The organism is Aliivibrio wodanis (assembly GCF_052920805.1).
The window spans coordinates 790,915-808,420 of the sequence record NZ_JBREXA010000002.1 but is presented as its reverse complement, the minus strand read 5'-3'; the positions used below and the strand labels follow the sequence as shown (position 1 = coordinate 808,420).

Here is a 17,506-nt window from a genome sequence, read left to right as displayed (position 1 = left end):
TTACAAATTGATATTATTTAATTCGCTTTCGCATGAAACCAAATAAACCAAGCAGGGTCAGAGCTCCAAAGCCAATCGAACTACCCTGACGTTCAGTCGTATAGTTTTCAAAAGGACGAGTTTGAATATCTCTTGTCTCTTCATCAGAAATAGGAACTAGCTTAACTGCAACAACAGTTTCATCACTATTTCCAGCATTACAATACGCATCACGAGCAACACTATCGTAACCGCCTGAACATTTCACTGCTGTTGCTGAAATTACGCCGGCATCATTGATATCTGTCGCATCGAAAATTCGATACTGGTTATTGTTACCAGAAACTAAACCATCATTGGTTAAATCATCAATAACCCATGCCTTATTTTCAAAAATAGCACTTCTGTTTTCAATAGCTGTTTTTTCAGCCGCTTCAGTTTACTTTTTCTGTTACACCATAAGGATAAATGAAAGCACGTTGACGACGCTGCTTTCCGTCATATTCACGGTGAGTTTCAATATCAATACGTCCAACAATCTCATTAAAGTTGTTAATGCCTCCCATTTCTCCACCCGCACCATTAAAAAAGATGTCACTAGAGAAAAAATTAGCACTAGGTGAAGTAACAGAAGCATCAGAAACAGCAAATAAACGATTAGCTGCAGCGCCATTCTGAGGGAAACCACCTGAACGCTTAGCTTGACCCACAACCACTAAATATTTATTAATATCTGTCGCAACTGAATTGCTATTGATATTATTACCGCTAATTCGAACTTGAGCACCGCCAATCATACTTGATTTTAATGCAGATAAATCAGAAGTAACGCCTTTAAATATTGTGGCATTCATATGTTGATCATCATAATTATTATAGCCTACGCCATAAAAATCCGTTCCATCAACATAGAGATCACGCATACTACCCTGTGCGTAATAATCACCATCAAGAGTTTTATTATCTGCCCAGGCAATGGCCGTTAATTTACCTTCATTCCAAACTGCTGCTTTTGTATGATAATAATAACGACCATTTTCATCACCAACAACCACACCTGATTTATTAGTAACGCTACCTACTGTGTAAGTTCCATCAGTTGACCATTGTCGGCCTTGTTTCCAAGTGGTCTCCCCCTCAATAAGGGTCTCACCTGAAATTGGAGTGTTTCGTGATGTAGAAGAACTAAAGTTACCAATCGTTGTTATTGCACCATTGCTAGTACTTAGTGCATTAATAACAGTATTAATTCCAGTAGCTGACACTAGACCATTTTCAACAAAAGCCAATGAATTTGATTCTTGATTTTCACCAGCAACTAATTCAATCCCCCAACCCTTCGTATATTGAGCATTAGCCCAGTATTCACAAGTGGAGTAGCCTAGCTGATAGAAACAATAGCTCTCAAAACCGTCATGATTATCTTCGATATAACTGAATGAGTTATCCATAGCAAAAGGGACTTCTTCACGGTATGAAAAACCTTCTGCATTATTACGAGTTTCACCAGCGAGCGCATAATCAGCGCCATCTACACAGTCATCAACAAAGCATCCTTTAGGATCTGTTGTCATTCCTGGTTGAATCGCCGTCCCATAGTACTCAGTACCCGACACAGCAGGCGTTACTTCCACCACTTTATAAAGCGCCGCTTGCGCAGGAAGCGCAGCGGACACCAAAACAGCTAATGTGGTTAATTGTAATTTATTACTCATTTAACTTCCTATTGTAGAGCTTCAAGTTCTTCCCAACGCTCAAATGCTACTTCCAACGCTTGTTCAGTTTCTGCTAAACGTGCTAAAACATCATCAGTCGTTTTAGGGGCTTGTTGGAAGAAAGTAGCGCTGTTTACTGTCTCTTGAAGTTCAGTAATTTCGTTTTCTAATTTCTCTAATGTTTCAGGTAACTGTTCAAGCTCACGCTGTAACTTATATGATAATTTCTTTGGCTTAGCCACCGGCTCTACTTTTTGAGTTGTAGCAGCAACTGGTTCCGCTTTTACCTTTACTGTTGGAGCCATTGCATCACGAGTCGCCTGTACATTAGCACGTTGACGCTGTGCATCATGATAGCCACCTACAAACTCTTCGATCTGACCTTCTCCTTCAAAAATCCAACTGGTCATTACAGTGTTATCAACGAACTGACGATCGTGACTTACTAGTAATAATGTACCTTGATAGTTGGCAAGTAATTCTTCTAAAAGTTCCAATGTTTCAATATCCAAATCATTGGTTGGTTCATCAAGAATCAATAAATTGTTTGGACGCAGGAACAAACGCGCAAGTAATAGACGGTTTTTCTCACCACCAGACAACGCTTTAACAGGCTGACGTGCACGTTTTGGTGAGAATAGGAAATCTTGTAAGTAACTTAATGCATGACGTTCACGGCCACCCACTGTTACTTCCTGTTTACCATCTGCTAGGTTATCAATAACCGTTTTTTCAGGATCTAATGCTTCACGATATTGGTCAAAGTAAGCCACTTCTAATTTCGTACCACAATGCAATTTACCTGAATCAGGTTGCAGTTGGTCAAGCATCAGTTTAAGTAAGGTACTCTTACCACAACCATTTGCACCAATTAGTGCAATACGATCGCCACGCATAACATTGAAGCTGAAGTTCTTAACAATGTTTTTGCCATCAATTGAGTAATGAAGATTTTCAGCTTCAAATACAATTTTACCTGAACGATTTGACTCATCCACTTGGATATTGGCTTTACCCATTACTTCACGACGCTCTGAACGCTCACGACGCAATTGTTTTAATGCACGAACACGACCTTCATTACGAGTACGACGTGCTTTAATACCTTCTCGGATCCATGATTCTTCTTGAGCAAGTACTTTATCAAACTGTGCGTTTTGATCAGCTTCTACACGTAGTGCTTCTTCTTTCGCTAATAAGTATTCTTCATAGTTACCAGGATAAGAAGATAAGTTACCACGGTCTAAATCTACAATACGTGTCGCCATTGATTGAATGAATGCACGGTCATGCGAGATAAAGATGATTGAGCCTTTAAAATCTTTTAAGAAGGTTTCAAGCCATTCAATCGTCGTTACATCTAAGTGGTTAGTCGGTTCATCAAGAAGTAATACATCAGGATCAGAAACCAAAGCACGAGCTAATGCCGCTTTACGTTGCCAACCACCAGATAAATCAGTTAATAATGTATGACCATCTAGTTTTAATGATTCAAGAACCGATTGAATACGCATATCAAAATGCCACGCATTAAGGTGGTCAATTTTCTCTTGAGCACGAGATAGCTTATTAATGTTTGATTCACTTGGATCAGTTTCTAGCAAATCAAGAAGGCGGTGATACTCTTTTAAGTATTTACCTGCTTCAGCTAAGCCTTCGGCTACGTAATCAAATACAGTGCCACTCTCATTACGCGGTGGATCTTGCTCTAGACGAGAAACCACCACATCTTGATTAATTTGAAGTTTGCCGTCATCCATAATGATGTCACCAGCAATCACTTTCATTAACGTTGATTTACCTGCACCATTACGGCCAACTAAACACACACGCTCATTTTCTTGTAAAGCGAAATCAGATTTGTCTAATAACGGATGATCGCCAAACGCTAATTGACCGTTATTAATTGTAAGTAATGCCATTGTCTTCTAACCAATTCTTTAATTGCAATATATCGAAGGGCCAATTTAGCTCAGATAAGCCATTAGCCACCACAGGTATTGTGACGCCGTAACGAGAAAAAAGTTCATCGTTAAACGCAATATCTACCGTATTTATTTTTACTATGTCTACACCCACCTCCACAAGCAAGTCAAACGCTTGCTCGCAAAGATGGCAGCCTTCCGTGCTATAGAGAGTAATCATTCGTCTCTAGTCTTCCTTGTGAGTAATAATCCAACAGTTATGAATGTGTTTATTACGAGCGAAGTCAAGCGGCAATGTTTGCTTAGAAATGTTCTTAGCTTTAAGGCCTGCTTTCTCTAGTGCTTCGTCATCCATTTTAAAGTTACGTTTATTATTCGAGAATACGATAGTACCGTTCTCACGTAGCATACGTTTTAGGTTCTCAAGTAACATGATGTGATCACGTTGAACATCAAACGTTTGTTCCATACGCTTAGAGTTAGAGAACGTAGGTGGATCGATAAAGATTAAATCAAACTCACCTTCTGCTTGTTGTAACCACTGCAGACAGTCAGCTTGTAAGAACTGATGCTGAGTACCGGTTTGATCATTGGTATTCATGTTCTTCTGTGCCCACTCTAGGTAGGTACGAGACATATCAATCGTCATGGTAGATTTTGCACCACCACAAGCCGCATGAACTGTCGCAGAACCGGTGTAAGCAAATAGGTTTAAGAAATCTTTACCTGCTGCCATTTCACCAATCATTTTACGCGTTAACTTATGATCTAAGAATAAACCTGTATCTAGGTAATCTTGTAGGTTAACAATCAATTTTACGCCATACTCATCAACATCAAAAGAGCGAGATTTCTCAGCCAGTTTTTGATATTGATTTTTACCTGATTGCTTTTGACGAACTTTCAAAATAACGTTATTAGTTTCAACACCCGTTACTAAAACCGTTGCACGGATCATATCTGTTAAACGACGACGTGTTTTATCTTCTGAAATTTCTTTTGGTGCCGCGTACTCTTGGATGATGATGTAATCTTTATATACATCAATCGCTGCATTGTAATCAGGTAAATCTGCATCATAAAGACGGTAGCATTCTAATTTCTCTTTACGTGCCCATTTACCAATCTTAGACAAATTCTTTTTAAGACGGTTCATAAACTCAGGAGCAACTTCAACATTGGCTGCTTCTTTACGTTCAGCTGATTCGCTAATTGAATAGTTTTTCTGAACACAAGGCAATGCGCCGTTGTTCAATTTAAATTGCTTATCAGCACGCATACGTATACATGCAAGTAAATCATCGTTGCTTGAATAGATTGATGCAGTACAACCACCAAACTGTTCTTTAAGTTGGCGACCAAACTCACTGTATAATGCAATCAATGCCGGTTCAGTACTTAAACGCTCACCATATGGTGGGTTACAAATCACTACGCCATTTTCAAACGCTTCTGGACGTTCAATCTTAGTTGCATCACCAACATCAAACGTAATTAAATCTTCAACGCCAGCACGACGGGCATTTTCACGAGCGGTTTGAATAACACGGTAATCACGGTCAAATCCATAAAAATGTGTATCTACTTTCTTAACACCACGACGACTCTTAACACGCGCTTGTGAACGGACTTCAGTCCATAATTCTTCATCAAAGTCATTCAGTGCTTCAAAACACCATTTCTCACGCTTAACGCCAGGGGCCATTTCACAAGCCATTAATGCAGCTTCAATCAGTAACGTACCAGAACCACACATTGGATCTAATAGCGGTTTACTCTCATCCCATGTACTACGAAGTACTAATGCAGCAGCCAATGTCTCACGAAGTGGTGCTCGACCAGCTTCAGTACGATAGCCACGCTGATGCAAACCTGAACCGATTAAGTCAAAGCCAAGAATCCCTTTCTCACCAGATAAACGCATATGTACACGTAAATCAGGTTCTGCTTTATCAATATTTGGACGCTCTAGATCCGCTTTGGTGAAACGGTCAACAATCGCATCTTTTACTTTCAATGCGCCGTATTGGCTATTACGAATCTCACGGTTTGTACCATTAAAATCCACCACCAATGTTTTATCTGCACTGAAATAACTAGGCCAGTTAATTGCAGAAGCACCTAGATACAGGTCCATATCATCACGAACATCAAATTCAGAAAGAACTTGAATAAAACGTGAAGCGATACGGCTCCATAAACAACAACGATAAACAACCTCGGTTGGAGCTTCAAACATAACCCCTGCATAAACTAATTTTGGGTCTGTAACACCAAGTGCAATAAGTTCGTCAGCAAGTAAGTTTTCAAGGCCTTTAGAAGTGATGGCTAAGTATTTTTTCATGGGATTCTTTTGGTTATTAAATTACCTCGCATTATACATGAATCTTACTGAAAGAGGATAAATAGATTCAGAGAAAATCCCTTACATAAACTCATTTTATCTCTTTTAAAACAACTATTTATTAAATCTCCCTCTTAAATGAGAGCTGAGTAGTTTCCCATGAAAAACAATAAGACGCGAAATTAAATCAAACAATCTGGACTATACCAGTGACAATTAGTAAAATTATTAACCTAAATAAATCATTAAATGAGGAAATTTATGTAGGCAATATTAATATTTCAGGTCGATTTGTAGGTTAATCAGACTGCTAATAATTTGTACATTTTGGTACAAGATCTCATTTATGATAAATCTAGTAAGCCCAGATGATGACAAAAATAAGCCCTATAACACTCTACTCTATTAGCTAATGCCAATTCGAGAATAGAGCGTTACGTAGAAAAAGTGGACTTAATTAGATCAATGTATAACTAGGGGTCTAACCACAAGACAAATACAGCATAAGCTCTAAGCTCTAAGTGGTTAGTCTATAGGGAATTTAAAAAGAATAGATAAGTAAAACAAGCCTACACTGTCCGTACAAGCTATTTTTCTTTATTTAGCCTACTAGTGCGTAGTAAGAGGAATTAACAACTTGTAGCTTCGCCATTCTGTCGTGCATTACCTTTACCGGCTCACAGAACGACATATATTTAACTGGATTCAATGCAAAGGCATCCATATCAACAAGCATACACATACTGGCACACTCGTAATTCTCAACGATAATAAAGTGTCCTTCCCCTAAATCATTCTTAAGAGACACAACCTCACCTTCTGCTGGACAATAACCATCGCCTTGAGATTCAAAAAACCAACTTTTTGGTAGCATTGGTTTATGGAATCGCTTAGCAGCAACACAATTAAGCGCCAATTCAACTTTACGAGGCTCAGAAAGAGGAAGGAATGAAATATATTCAACAAACATTTCATAAGAAGCCGCATCATCAACAGAGAACTTACTTTTATTGAATGCTTCATCTATTAAGACTTTAGAAGGTAGATTAACGCAAAAAACCATATCCATGCTCAATTCAAGCATAAGAGACCGTGCTTTATTATCGTAATACCAACTCCATGTATCACTTGGTTTAAGCATTTAACTTCTCTCTAAAAAATATGGGACAATGCCCTACGCGACTCCATCACCTAATATTAGGACGTTTATACTAAAAAATAGACTTTTTAAACAAACATCACTGGTGCAATGAGTCACTTATTCTACAAGAGCTTGATAATAAAAAAAGGGGAAATTTTCATTCCCCCTTTCGTTTGAACAGTCTGTAAGCAATTTTTACTGCTTTATATCAATTAAATGTTGTTCACGATATCTTTAACTAATGCTGGACCTTTATAAATGAAACCTGAGTAGACTTGAACCAGATCGGCACCCGCCATCATTTTCTCTTTAGCAGCGACATATGAGTCAATGCCACCTACACCTATAATTGGAAGATTATCACCTAAAAGTTCCTTAAGACGACGAACAACTTCTGTGCTGCGGGCTTGAACAGGACGACCACTTAAGCCTCCCATCTCTTCTGCATGCTTCATACCTTCAACCATAGAACGGTCTAATGTAGTATTAGTTGCAATCACACCATCAACCTTATACTTAATTAATGAGGCTGCAATTTGAGATAATTCGTTATCATCTAAATCTGGAGCAATCTTTAGAGCAATAGGTACATACTTACCATATTTCTCTGCTAATTCGTTTTGCTTCTCTTTTAACTGAGAAAGAAGATCATCTAATGCTTCACCGTATTGAAGAGTACGAAGCCCTGGAGTGTTTGGGGATGAGATATTAATCGCAATGTAGCCCGCATATTGATATACCTTCTCCATACAAATTAGGTAATCTTCTGTACCCTTCTCAATAGGTGTATCTTTGTTTTTTCCAATGTTAATACCAATAACACCGTCAAATTTTGCTTTCTTTACATTCTCAACAAGATTATCAACACCAAGGTTATTAAAACCCATACGGTTAATAATACCTTCCGCTTCAATTAAACGAAATAAACGTGGCTTATCGTTACCTGCTTGAGGGCGAGGAGTAACAGTACCTACTTCAATGAATCCAAAACCCATTGCGCTAAATGCTTCAATACATTCACCGTTCTTATCAAGGCCAGCCGCGAGGCCAACCGGGTTTTTAAAGGTAATGCCCATCACTTCTACAGGTTTAGAAGCTAAGTTTTGACGGTATAAAAGATCGAGAGGAGTGCCTGTGAAACGTTTGAAATTTTGAATTGCTAGGTCATGTGCTTTTTCAGCATCAAGTTTGAAAATGCCAGCTCTGGCGATGCGGTATAACATTGTTGCTCCAAAAAAAGTCCCGAATAAACGGGGAGTCATTATTCACTGATTTTATTCACAATTCAAACTTAATCGTACTTTATTCATCATAATTTCTCCGCATCATTAAACTCGAAAAATACATTAAGAATAAAAAATCACTAAATTAGGTTATAAATGTAAGCGTGTGGGAAAATTACCGGGGAAATAAAAAGGGGAAGTGAATAAATACTCACTTCCCCTTTAGTTAAGCAAACGTTTGTTTAACGATATACTAAGCTATTAATTACTGACTTTAATTTGATGTACAGCTTATGTTAAGTAACGTTAATTCTCTTAATGCTACTGAGAACTTAGCAAACTCATGAACAGAGCCAACCTTAAATTCATTTAAGATATTGTCCCAACGCCCTACTGAACTGCTATTTTTCTCACACCATTCTGCTATCGCACTTTCTGCCGAATCGCTATTTTTAAACTCAGACAAAACTAAGGTCGTCAATTGACGCTGTTGCCAATCTAAGTCTTCACGGAATGATGCACGAGCTAGTGCTTGCCAATGGTTATCTACTCCTTGGTTATTGATTTGTTTTAAGAACCAATGCAGAGATAATTTATCTCCCAATACGTAGTATAAACGTGCAGATGTTGCTACTGGCTGCTCAGTTACCTCTGCTACTGCTGAGATATCCATTGCAGAGTATAAGCTACTCAAGCGAGCCAACACATTACCCAACTCACATGGTACGCCCATCTCGAGGTAATGATTCGCTTGTTCAATATGCTCTACAACTTCTTCATTAACTAGATAATTATCAAGATTAACTTTAATGTCATCAACCGCAGGCTTATATTTCGCGATTAGCTGATCAATAGACATGTGTTGTGAACCATTGCGTAATAACCAACGTGCTACTCGACGGATAGTTCGACGCATTGCAAAGAAAGCTTCATATTGAGCTTCTGCCGTAGCGACATTATCTAGATTACGAACTTCTTTAAATAAATCGCCAAACTCAAAGATAGCGCGAGTTGCTGAGTATGCATTTGCAATATCAGTAATCGCGTAACCAGTCTCTTCCTGTAAGCGAGTAATGAAGTTACAGCCCATTTCATTAACCATTTGGTTAGCTAAACAGGTTGCGATGATTTCTGAACGCAATGGATGGTTATCCATCTCCGCTTTATAGTTACGCTGTAACTCAGTTGGGAAATAGGTTGTTAATAAATCAGCATGATATGGATTATTTGCAATTTCATCACAAGCTAATTGCTCTTTAAGTACCATCTTTCCATAAGCAACAAGAACAGAAAGCTCTGGACGAGTTAACGCTTGCCCTCTTTTTTCACGCTCAATTAAAGTTTCATCATCAGGGATAAACTCTAATGCGCGATCTAACTGGCCTTGTTTCTCTAAATGGTGAATAAAACGGATTTGCTCTTTAACTAAAGAAGTGCCTTGCTGCTCTGCCACAGAGATCGACTCTGATTGACAGTACGCATCATCAAGAACTATCTCACCAACTTCATCTTCCATTTTTTGAAGTAAAACATTACGTTGCTTATAAGTAAGATCGCCATTAGCAACCAAACCGTTAAGCAAGATCTTAATATTAACCTCATTATCAGAGCAATCAACACCGCCAACGTTATCAACAAAATCGGTATTAACACGGCCACCTTTAAGACCATATTCAATACGACCCAATTGAGTCATACCTAAGTTACCGCCTTCACCAACTACTTTTGCATTTAGCTCTGAGCCATTGATACGTAAAGCATCATTGGCACGGTCACCAACATCAACACTGGTTTCTTTTTCAGATTTAACGTAAGTACCAATACCACCATTCCACATCAGATCCACATCCATCTTCAAGATCATCTGGATTAAGTCGTTTGGTGCTAATGACTGTTTACGGGTTCCTAACATCTTCTGAATTTCAGGCGAAAGATCAATCGACTTCGCGCGACGAGAGAAAATACCACCACCTTGAGAAATCAGATCTTTGTTGTAATCTTCCCAGCTAGAACGTGGTAGTTCAAACAGACGAGAACGCTCTGGCCATGTGATTTCAGCGTTTGGATTTGGATCAATGAAGATATGCATGTGGTTAAATGCCGCTTGGAGACGAATATGTTTCGACAACAGCATACCATTACCAAATACATCCCCTGCCATATCACCCACACCAGCAACAGTGAAATCAGTGGTTTGACAATCAATACCCATTTCACGGAAATGACGTTTTACTGATTCCCAAGCACCTTTTGCTGTAATACCCATTGCTTTATGGTCATAACCATTAGAGCCACCAGAAGCAAAAGCATCACCTAACCAGAAGTTGTACTCTTCTGATACTGAGTTAGCTAAATCAGAGAATGTCGCAGTCCCTTTATCTGCAGCAACAACCAAGTACGGATCATCATCATCATGACGAACTACATTCTGTGGTGGAGTCACTTCACCTTCAATGATGTTATCTGATACATCTAATAGAGCACGAATGAACTGTTTATAACAACGCTGACCTTCCGCAAAAATATCATCACGCGTAGTAAAGTTATGCTGCTTCTTACAAACAAACCCGCCCTTTGCGCCTACAGGAACAATAACGGTATTCTTAACTTGTTGTGCTTTTACAAGTCCAAGAACTTCTGTACGGAAATCTTCTTGGCGATCAGACCAACGTAAACCACCACGAGCAACTTTACCACCACGTAAATGTACACCTTCAATATCAGGTGCATAAACGAAGATCTCAAATGCCGGCACAGGCGCAGGGATTTCAGGAATATTCGATGGTTGAAGCTTTAAAGATAACCATGGTTTTGGTTGGCCATCTTCTGCTTTTTGATAGTAGTTAGTACGTAGTGTAGCGACAATCATATCTACGTAACGACGAATAATACGGTCATCATCTAAGCTTTCTACTTTATCTAAGCTTGAAAAGATAGCATCAAGTGCTTTTTGTTGTTTCTTTTCAGACCAATCTGCTGTTGGATCAAAACGAAGTTGGAATAAACGTACTACTGAGACTGCTAATTTCGGGTGTGCCGATAGCGTATCCTCAATGTATTGTTGGCTAAATGGGAAACCAACTTGACGCATATAACGAGCATAAGCACGCAAAATTGTTACTTCACGACCCGATAAACCAGCACCAAGCACTAAGCGGTTAAAGCCATCACTTTCTAATTGCCCACTCCACACTTGAGCAAACGCTTCTTGGAAAGGTTCACGAGCTTGACGAAGATCAACTTCAGATGGGCCATTTGAGCCATTATGAATCATAGAGAAATCTAAAATCCAATCCACAGAGCCATCACTCTTTGTCACGCTATATGGTGATTCACCAATAACACGTAACCCTAAATTCTCAAGCATTGGCATCACATCAGATAGATGTATAGGCTCATCACGATGGAATAATTTAAATTTAACATTTGGAGAGCCTTTCCTCTCTTCTTGTGGACGATAAAATAACATTCCTAATTTATTATCATCACTTAGTAACTCAAGGCGCTCTATATCAGCAACAGCAGAACCAGGAAGAGTCGCTTCTTTATATGAACGAGGGAATGCACGTTGGTATTTTTTCGCAATCGCCGTCCCTTCACTCTCCCCTAAATTAGTAATAATGACATCACATAGGCGATCGTCCCATGTTGATGCAGCTTCCATTAAGTTATTTTCAATCTCTTTCACATTAATGTCGCCATTATTATTATCTACACGCACAATATAATGCGTTCTTGCTAAAGCACTTTCAGAAAAGAACGTAGTAAATTCAACTTCTTGATCCGAATTAAAAAACTGCTTTAAAATACGCTGAGTTTGGCGACGAAATTCAGTGTTATAACGCTCTTTAGTCACATAAACCATGCACGAAAAGAAACGACCAAATGGGTCTCGACGAACAAATAAACGTAACAAATCACGATCTTGTATTTTCACAACTCCCATGCCGACTTCAAGCATTTCTACTTCTGTTGCTTGAAATAGCTCATCACGAGGATATGTTTCGAATAAGTTACTTAATGCTTTATAAGAATGTGACCCCTTAATATACTGACTTGATTCTAAAGTACGCTGGACTTTATTACTCAGTAATGGAATGTTAGACACACTTTGGTTATAAGCTGTTGAAGTATAAAGACCCGTGAAACGATGCTCACCAACAACTTTACCTTCTTTATCTAAACGCTTAATACCAATGTAGTCTGTATACGCAGGGCGATGAATACGAGATTTTGTATTAGATTTCGTTAAGATCAATAAATCTGATTTCTTCGCAGCAGCTCGTGCAGAAGAAGGCATATCAGATAATTTGATGGTATGAATACGAGAAGCTAAAGAAAATAAACCTAAACCCGCTTCAGAAGTCGGGGTTAACTTATGATCCCCTTCTATCGCAATAAGATCAAAGTTCTTATAACCCATTAGCGTAAAATTATGATTTTGAAGCCAAGTTAAAAACTCAATAGCTTCATTTACCGCATCTTTTGCAATCGGTGAATCGTTTTCTTTTAGCTCTGCAATTACTTCTGTCAGTTTATGTGACATTGGTTTCCATTCATTTACCACACGGCGAATGTCTTCTAAAACCAATAATAACTCAGATTGAAGAGTCTCCATTTCTACTTGATCATTTAAGTGATCGACTTCGAAGTGGAAAAGAGTTTGTTGCATTTCTCCATCACTACAGATCGAATTAATCTCACCGCTTTCATCACGATTAAAGCAATGTGGACCATGTAGCATGAAGTGGCTTGTCATATCAAGACGCGTAAGTGCCATCTTAACTGAGTCAACCAAGAAAGGACTGTCTGGCGCAACAATTTCAACGATAGTGTGAGTTGATTGCCAGCCATCTTGGCTTAATTTTGGATTGAAAACACGAACCGATACGTCTGAAAAATTAACATCCGATAGGTGATTCCAAAGGCTTAGAGTCGCACCATACATATCTGATTCATTACGTTGTTGTAAATCATCAGCATCAATATTGGCAAATAAACGTTGAGCAAGTTGCGTTACTAAAGACTGTTGAGGAATCTCAAGCTTTTCAGCAATTAAGGCGTACACTTTCTCAAGCAGTACTGGAACGATAGGATCACGCGTCGTCATAAAGCGAATGCTCCGTTTCTTATGATTAGTATTATATAGTGTAGCAGTTGATACTGCTTATGCGCCTCATATTGTAGGGAGAATATGATAAAAACGTTATGACTTTTTTAAGCTTAAGAGGCTTTATAGTTAGAAATGTGATTAAGGTAGCGATTTATCCTACTTGCTCTAGATTTAAGAAACGATTATTTTGGTCAGTTGTTAATCGAAAGCGACCTTTGACGCCTAATTGGGTTAAAAATGAACGAAAACGAGAAGCGGGTAATTGTAGGCTTAATCCTTGCTCTGTCACGACTAAAACCGTACTTGCCGCTCCAGAATAATGGCTTAAAAACGATTGATAGCTTACATTTACTCTAAAATAATAAAATTTATTCATACACTTATCTACTTCCCTAGGCCATTACTTGAGTATTATGATACTGCTTATTCAGATTGGTATTAGAAATACTATTTTGACTTTGAAATAAAAAAATGGCCAGTAAAAAATACTGACCATTTTTATTTAGTATTGATAATTAAAATCAAGCAACCATTATTAAGCGATCACAATTAAAATTATCTACCCTGAAACTAAGCTAATGCTTTATTTACTTTCTCAAAGAGATCTTTTGCTAGATTATCAAGATCCGCCAAACGTTGAAGTTGAGCCTTCATTAGATCTTGACGATCATGGTCATACTTTTTGAACTTCAGCAATGGATCAATCAAACGAGATGCTACTTGAGGATTGCTCTCGTTTAACTCAAGTAAAACTTCTCCTAAGAACGCATAGCCCTCGCCTGATTTAGCATGGAAGTTCACTGCATTATTTGCGGCAAACGAACCAATTAAGCTACGAGTTCGGTTTGGATTCTTTAAGCTAAATGCTTGATGGCTCATCGTCGCTTTGATTGTAGATAATGCAGCAACACTTGGATTAGAACCTTGCAGAATAAACCACTTATCCATAACTAAACCATCATGTGACCATTTTTCACTGAAGTCATTCATAAGTGTTTCACGAATTGATAGTTCAGCCGCATTTGCCGATACCATTGCAGCCATTGTATCAGTCATGTTATCAGCACTGTTATACTGTGCTTTTACTAACTGCTCACCAACTGGTGTTTTAGCTAAATACATTAATGCGCAATTACGTAATGCTCGCTTACCAATCGCGTCATGATCAACAGAATAAGAGCTTTGCTTTAGACTATGGTACGTAGCTGAAAATTCATCTTTAAGTTCAGTAGCTAATGTTTGTTTAATAAAGCCAAGAGCTTGATCAATGGCATCAACATCAACCGTATCAAACCAGCCAGTAATTTCATTATGGCTTGGTAATACAAACATCTCAGCAATGTAAGCATGTTCAAGATCTGTATTTAATAACACGCCACGGAATGCATCAACAACGGCTTCAGGTAAAACTAATGCTTCATTATTCTGAACGTGACCAATATTAGCACGGATGTAATTTGCTAATAGCATTTGACCTGCATCCCAACGCGCAAAATCATTCTTAGCATTAACCATTAAGAAGATAAGCTCTGCATCTGTGTAAGCATAATCAAGTTTAACTGGTGCCGAGAACTCACGCAGTAAAGAAACAACAGGGTTTTCGCTCACTTGTTGAAAAACAAAGGTTTGCTTCTCTTCAGTAATGTTAAGAACATTATTGACTTCTTTATTGTTACAGCGTAACTCAATAACCGAGCCATCTTGCGCATATAACTCAATATCTAATGGAATATGCAATGGTAATTTATCTGCTTGATCTTCCGTTGCTGGTGTATTTTGTTTAACTGTTAGCGTGTACTCTTGAGTATCTTGATGATATTCAGAAATAACTGAAAGCACAGGTGTACCTGATTGACTATACCAACGGCGGAACTGAGTTAAATCTACACCCGATGCATTTTCCATCGCTAATACAAAATCTTCACAAGTAGCAGCGGTTCCATCATGACGTTCAAAGTATAATTTCATGCCTTTCTGGAAGTTTACTTCTCCTAGGAGAGTATGCATCATTCGGATAACTTCACTGCCCTTTTCGTAAACCGTAAGCGTATAGAAGTTATTCATTTCTATCACTTTTTCTGGACGAATTGGGTGTGCCATCGGGCTTGCATCTTCAGCAAATTGTGGACCACGCATGGTACGAACATTGCTAATTCGATTTACAGAACGAGAACCTAAATCTGATGAGAATTCTTGATCACGGAAAACAGTTAAGCCTTCTTTTAAACTTAATTGAAACCAATCACGACACGTAACACGGTTACCTGTCCAGTTATGGAAATATTCATGACCAATAACAGCTTCAATACCTAGATAATCAGTATCTGTTGCTGTCTCTTGTTTTGCTAATACGAACTTAGAGTTGAAAACATTCAAGCCTTTGTTTTCCATCGCACCCATATTAAAGAAATCAACTGCTACGATCATGTAGATATCAAGATCATACTCAAGATCGAAACGATCTTCATCCCACTTCATTGAATTAATGAGTGATGTCATAGCATGAGGAGTACGATCTAAATTACCTTGATCAACATAGATTTCCAGCGAAACATCACGACCAGACTTTGTCTTATAGGTATCAGTTAATACATCAAAATTACCTGCTACTAATGCAAAAAGGTAAGCAGGTTTTGGAAATGGGTCTTGCCAATAAACAAAGTGCTTGCCACCCTCAAGATCACCATGATTAATACGGTTACCATTACTTAATAAATGTGGGTATGCTTCTTTATCTGCAATCACTTTTGTTGTGAAACGTGCTAATACATCTGGACGATCCATATAATACGTAATGCGACGGAAACCTTCCGCTTCACATTGTGTACAGAAACCATCACCAGATTTATACAAACCTTCAAGTGCCGTATTTTCTTGTGGGTTCAACTCAGTCACAATTGTTAGGGTAAAATCACCGCTAACATTATGAAGCGTTAATTGAGTATCAGATTGTGTGTAATCAGAATGATCAACATCATTCACTTTTACCGATACTAATATCATTCCCTCACCTTCAAGAAGAAGGTCGGTTGATTGTTTTAGTTGCTGTACTTTTGATGTTGCTGAAACAAACGTTTTGGTATCATCAAGATCAAAAACTAAATCAATATCTGAGATAGTAAATTCTGGAGATTGATAATCACTGCGAAATTTAGCCTGAGGTTGTTGGCTCATCATATATCCTTATTATGTCTACCACTCAAAAATAGAATTAGTGATAGTTACTATTTAACCTCTCTATTCTCGCATAAGATACAGTAAAATGGTTAATAAAAAGAGTTTTAGTCTCAGATTTCTATCCTCACAGTCACATTATGCTCTTATTTATTATCTATAACTTTATTCTCTTACTAACAATGCATACATTCCAAACTGCTCATTCTTCATTTCAAGTTGATTCTCTTCAATATGGAAAGTTGATTCTTGCTCTCCTTCTTCATACAGCAATACTAGATCTTCACCTTCAAAATAATAATAACCAATGTGTTGATTTGTTTTTCCTGATTCTGAAACAACATTAAGTAAGAAAATAAAATCAGATCCTAATTTTAAATTTAATGACTTAACATTACTCGCCATAATGTCTTCACCCGATAGCAAACGTGAATTCCATGAACCTATTATTTTCTCTGGCACAACTTTAAAAAACTCTACACCATTCAAATACAACCGATTATGATTTACCCCATACTGATAAACTTGAGACTCATCAAGCTCTCCCTCTCCTTCAAAACGAATACTGTCTTGAGATATTTCAAATCGCCCTCTCCAAGATTCAACCTTATTTGATGAAATCTCTATTACTTCAATAAGAAACTTATGACTAGAACTAAGAGATATATGAAGTACTTCATTATTTTCAACACCCGGTTTCAAAAAATACCAATCACCAATAAGAAAAGGATTTTCAAAATAAGTAAGTGACTTTTGTTTTATCTCTACTGTCGCATTTGACACAAATGGACTAATTAGAAAGAGTAATATCAGTAAAATCATCGGCTTCATAATCAAGCTCCATTTGCATAAATGAAAATACATTCATAATGTAAGCCTAGATGATGATTGT

The 17,506-nt window shown here is 38.0% G+C and carries 9 protein-coding genes and 1 pseudogene; all 10 read right to left on the bottom strand.

Annotated elements, in window-relative coordinates; all coding sequences use genetic code 11:
- Positions 1–13: 13 nt before the first annotated feature.
- Positions 14–1,694, bottom strand: a pseudogene (locus ACU5DF_RS11440) (DUF3466 family protein).
- A gap of 8 nt (positions 1,695–1,702) precedes the next feature.
- Entirely contained in the window at positions 1,703–3,616 is a 1,914-nt protein-coding gene (locus ACU5DF_RS11435; protein WP_446712942.1) for an ABC transporter ATP-binding protein, read from the bottom strand.
- On the bottom strand, positions 3,597–3,839 hold the full coding sequence (locus ACU5DF_RS11430; RefSeq protein WP_446712941.1) for a glutaredoxin family protein: 243 nt from the start codon (positions 3,837–3,839) through the stop codon (positions 3,597–3,599). The genes ACU5DF_RS11435 and ACU5DF_RS11430 overlap by 20 nt, the downstream gene beginning before the upstream one ends.
- 6 nt (positions 3,840–3,845) lie before the next feature.
- Positions 3,846–5,963: a bifunctional 23S rRNA (guanine(2069)-N(7))-methyltransferase RlmK/23S rRNA (guanine(2445)-N(2))-methyltransferase RlmL gene (gene rlmKL, locus ACU5DF_RS11425; protein ID WP_045102093.1), complete on the bottom strand. Its 2,118-nt coding sequence runs from the start codon at positions 5,961–5,963 to the stop codon at positions 3,846–3,848.
- 601 nt (positions 5,964–6,564) lie between these two features.
- On the bottom strand, positions 6,565–7,104 hold the full coding sequence (locus ACU5DF_RS11420) for a cell division protein ZapC (protein WP_045102094.1): 540 nt from the start codon (positions 7,102–7,104) through the stop codon (positions 6,565–6,567).
- Between the two features lie 212 nt (positions 7,105–7,316).
- On the bottom strand, positions 7,317–8,327 hold the full coding sequence (gene pyrD, locus ACU5DF_RS11415; protein ID WP_045102095.1) for a quinone-dependent dihydroorotate dehydrogenase: 1,011 nt from the start codon (positions 8,325–8,327) through the stop codon (positions 7,317–7,319).
- A gap of 274 nt (positions 8,328–8,601) precedes the next feature.
- Positions 8,602–13,437: an NAD-glutamate dehydrogenase gene (locus ACU5DF_RS11410; protein WP_446712940.1), complete on the bottom strand. Its 4,836-nt coding sequence runs from the start codon at positions 13,435–13,437 to the stop codon at positions 8,602–8,604.
- Between the two features lie 154 nt (positions 13,438–13,591).
- Positions 13,592–13,816, bottom strand: a complete 225-nt coding sequence (locus ACU5DF_RS11405) for a DUF2835 domain-containing protein (protein ID WP_045102097.1) — start codon at positions 13,814–13,816, stop codon at positions 13,592–13,594.
- Between the two features lie 194 nt (positions 13,817–14,010).
- Positions 14,011–16,614, bottom strand: coding sequence for an aminopeptidase N (gene pepN / locus ACU5DF_RS11400; protein ID WP_446714229.1), 2,604 nt, complete (start codon positions 16,612–16,614; stop codon positions 14,011–14,013).
- A 165-nt stretch (positions 16,615–16,779) separates the two neighbouring features.
- Positions 16,780–17,445: a hypothetical protein gene (locus tag ACU5DF_RS11395; protein ID WP_446712939.1), complete on the bottom strand. Its 666-nt coding sequence runs from the start codon at positions 17,443–17,445 to the stop codon at positions 16,780–16,782.
- Positions 17,446–17,506 lie beyond the last annotated feature (61 nt).

Coding starts and splice junctions, on each gene's coding strand:
- ACU5DF_RS11435 (WP_446712942.1), bottom strand. CDS start 3,616: ATGGCATTACTTACAATTAATAACGGTCAATTAGCGTTTGGCGATCAT.
- ACU5DF_RS11430 (WP_446712941.1), bottom strand. CDS start 3,839: ATGATTACTCTCTATAGCACGGAAGGCTGCCATCTTTGCGAGCAAGCG.
- rlmKL (WP_045102093.1), bottom strand. CDS start 5,963: ATGAAAAAATACTTAGCCATCACTTCTAAAGGCCTTGAAAACTTACTT.
- ACU5DF_RS11420 (WP_045102094.1), bottom strand. CDS start 7,104: ATGCTTAAACCAAGTGATACATGGAGTTGGTATTACGATAATAAAGCA.
- pyrD (WP_045102095.1), bottom strand. CDS start 8,327: ATGTTATACCGCATCGCCAGAGCTGGCATTTTCAAACTTGATGCTGAA.
- ACU5DF_RS11410 (WP_446712940.1), bottom strand. CDS start 13,437: ATGACGACGCGTGATCCTATCGTTCCAGTACTGCTTGAGAAAGTGTAC.
- ACU5DF_RS11405 (WP_045102097.1), bottom strand. CDS start 13,816: ATGAATAAATTTTATTATTTTAGAGTAAATGTAAGCTATCAATCGTTT.
- pepN (WP_446714229.1), bottom strand. CDS start 16,614: ATGAGCCAACAACCTCAGGCTAAATTTCGCAGTGATTATCAATCTCCA.
- ACU5DF_RS11395 (WP_446712939.1), bottom strand. CDS start 17,445: ATGAAGCCGATGATTTTACTGATATTACTCTTTCTAATTAGTCCATTT.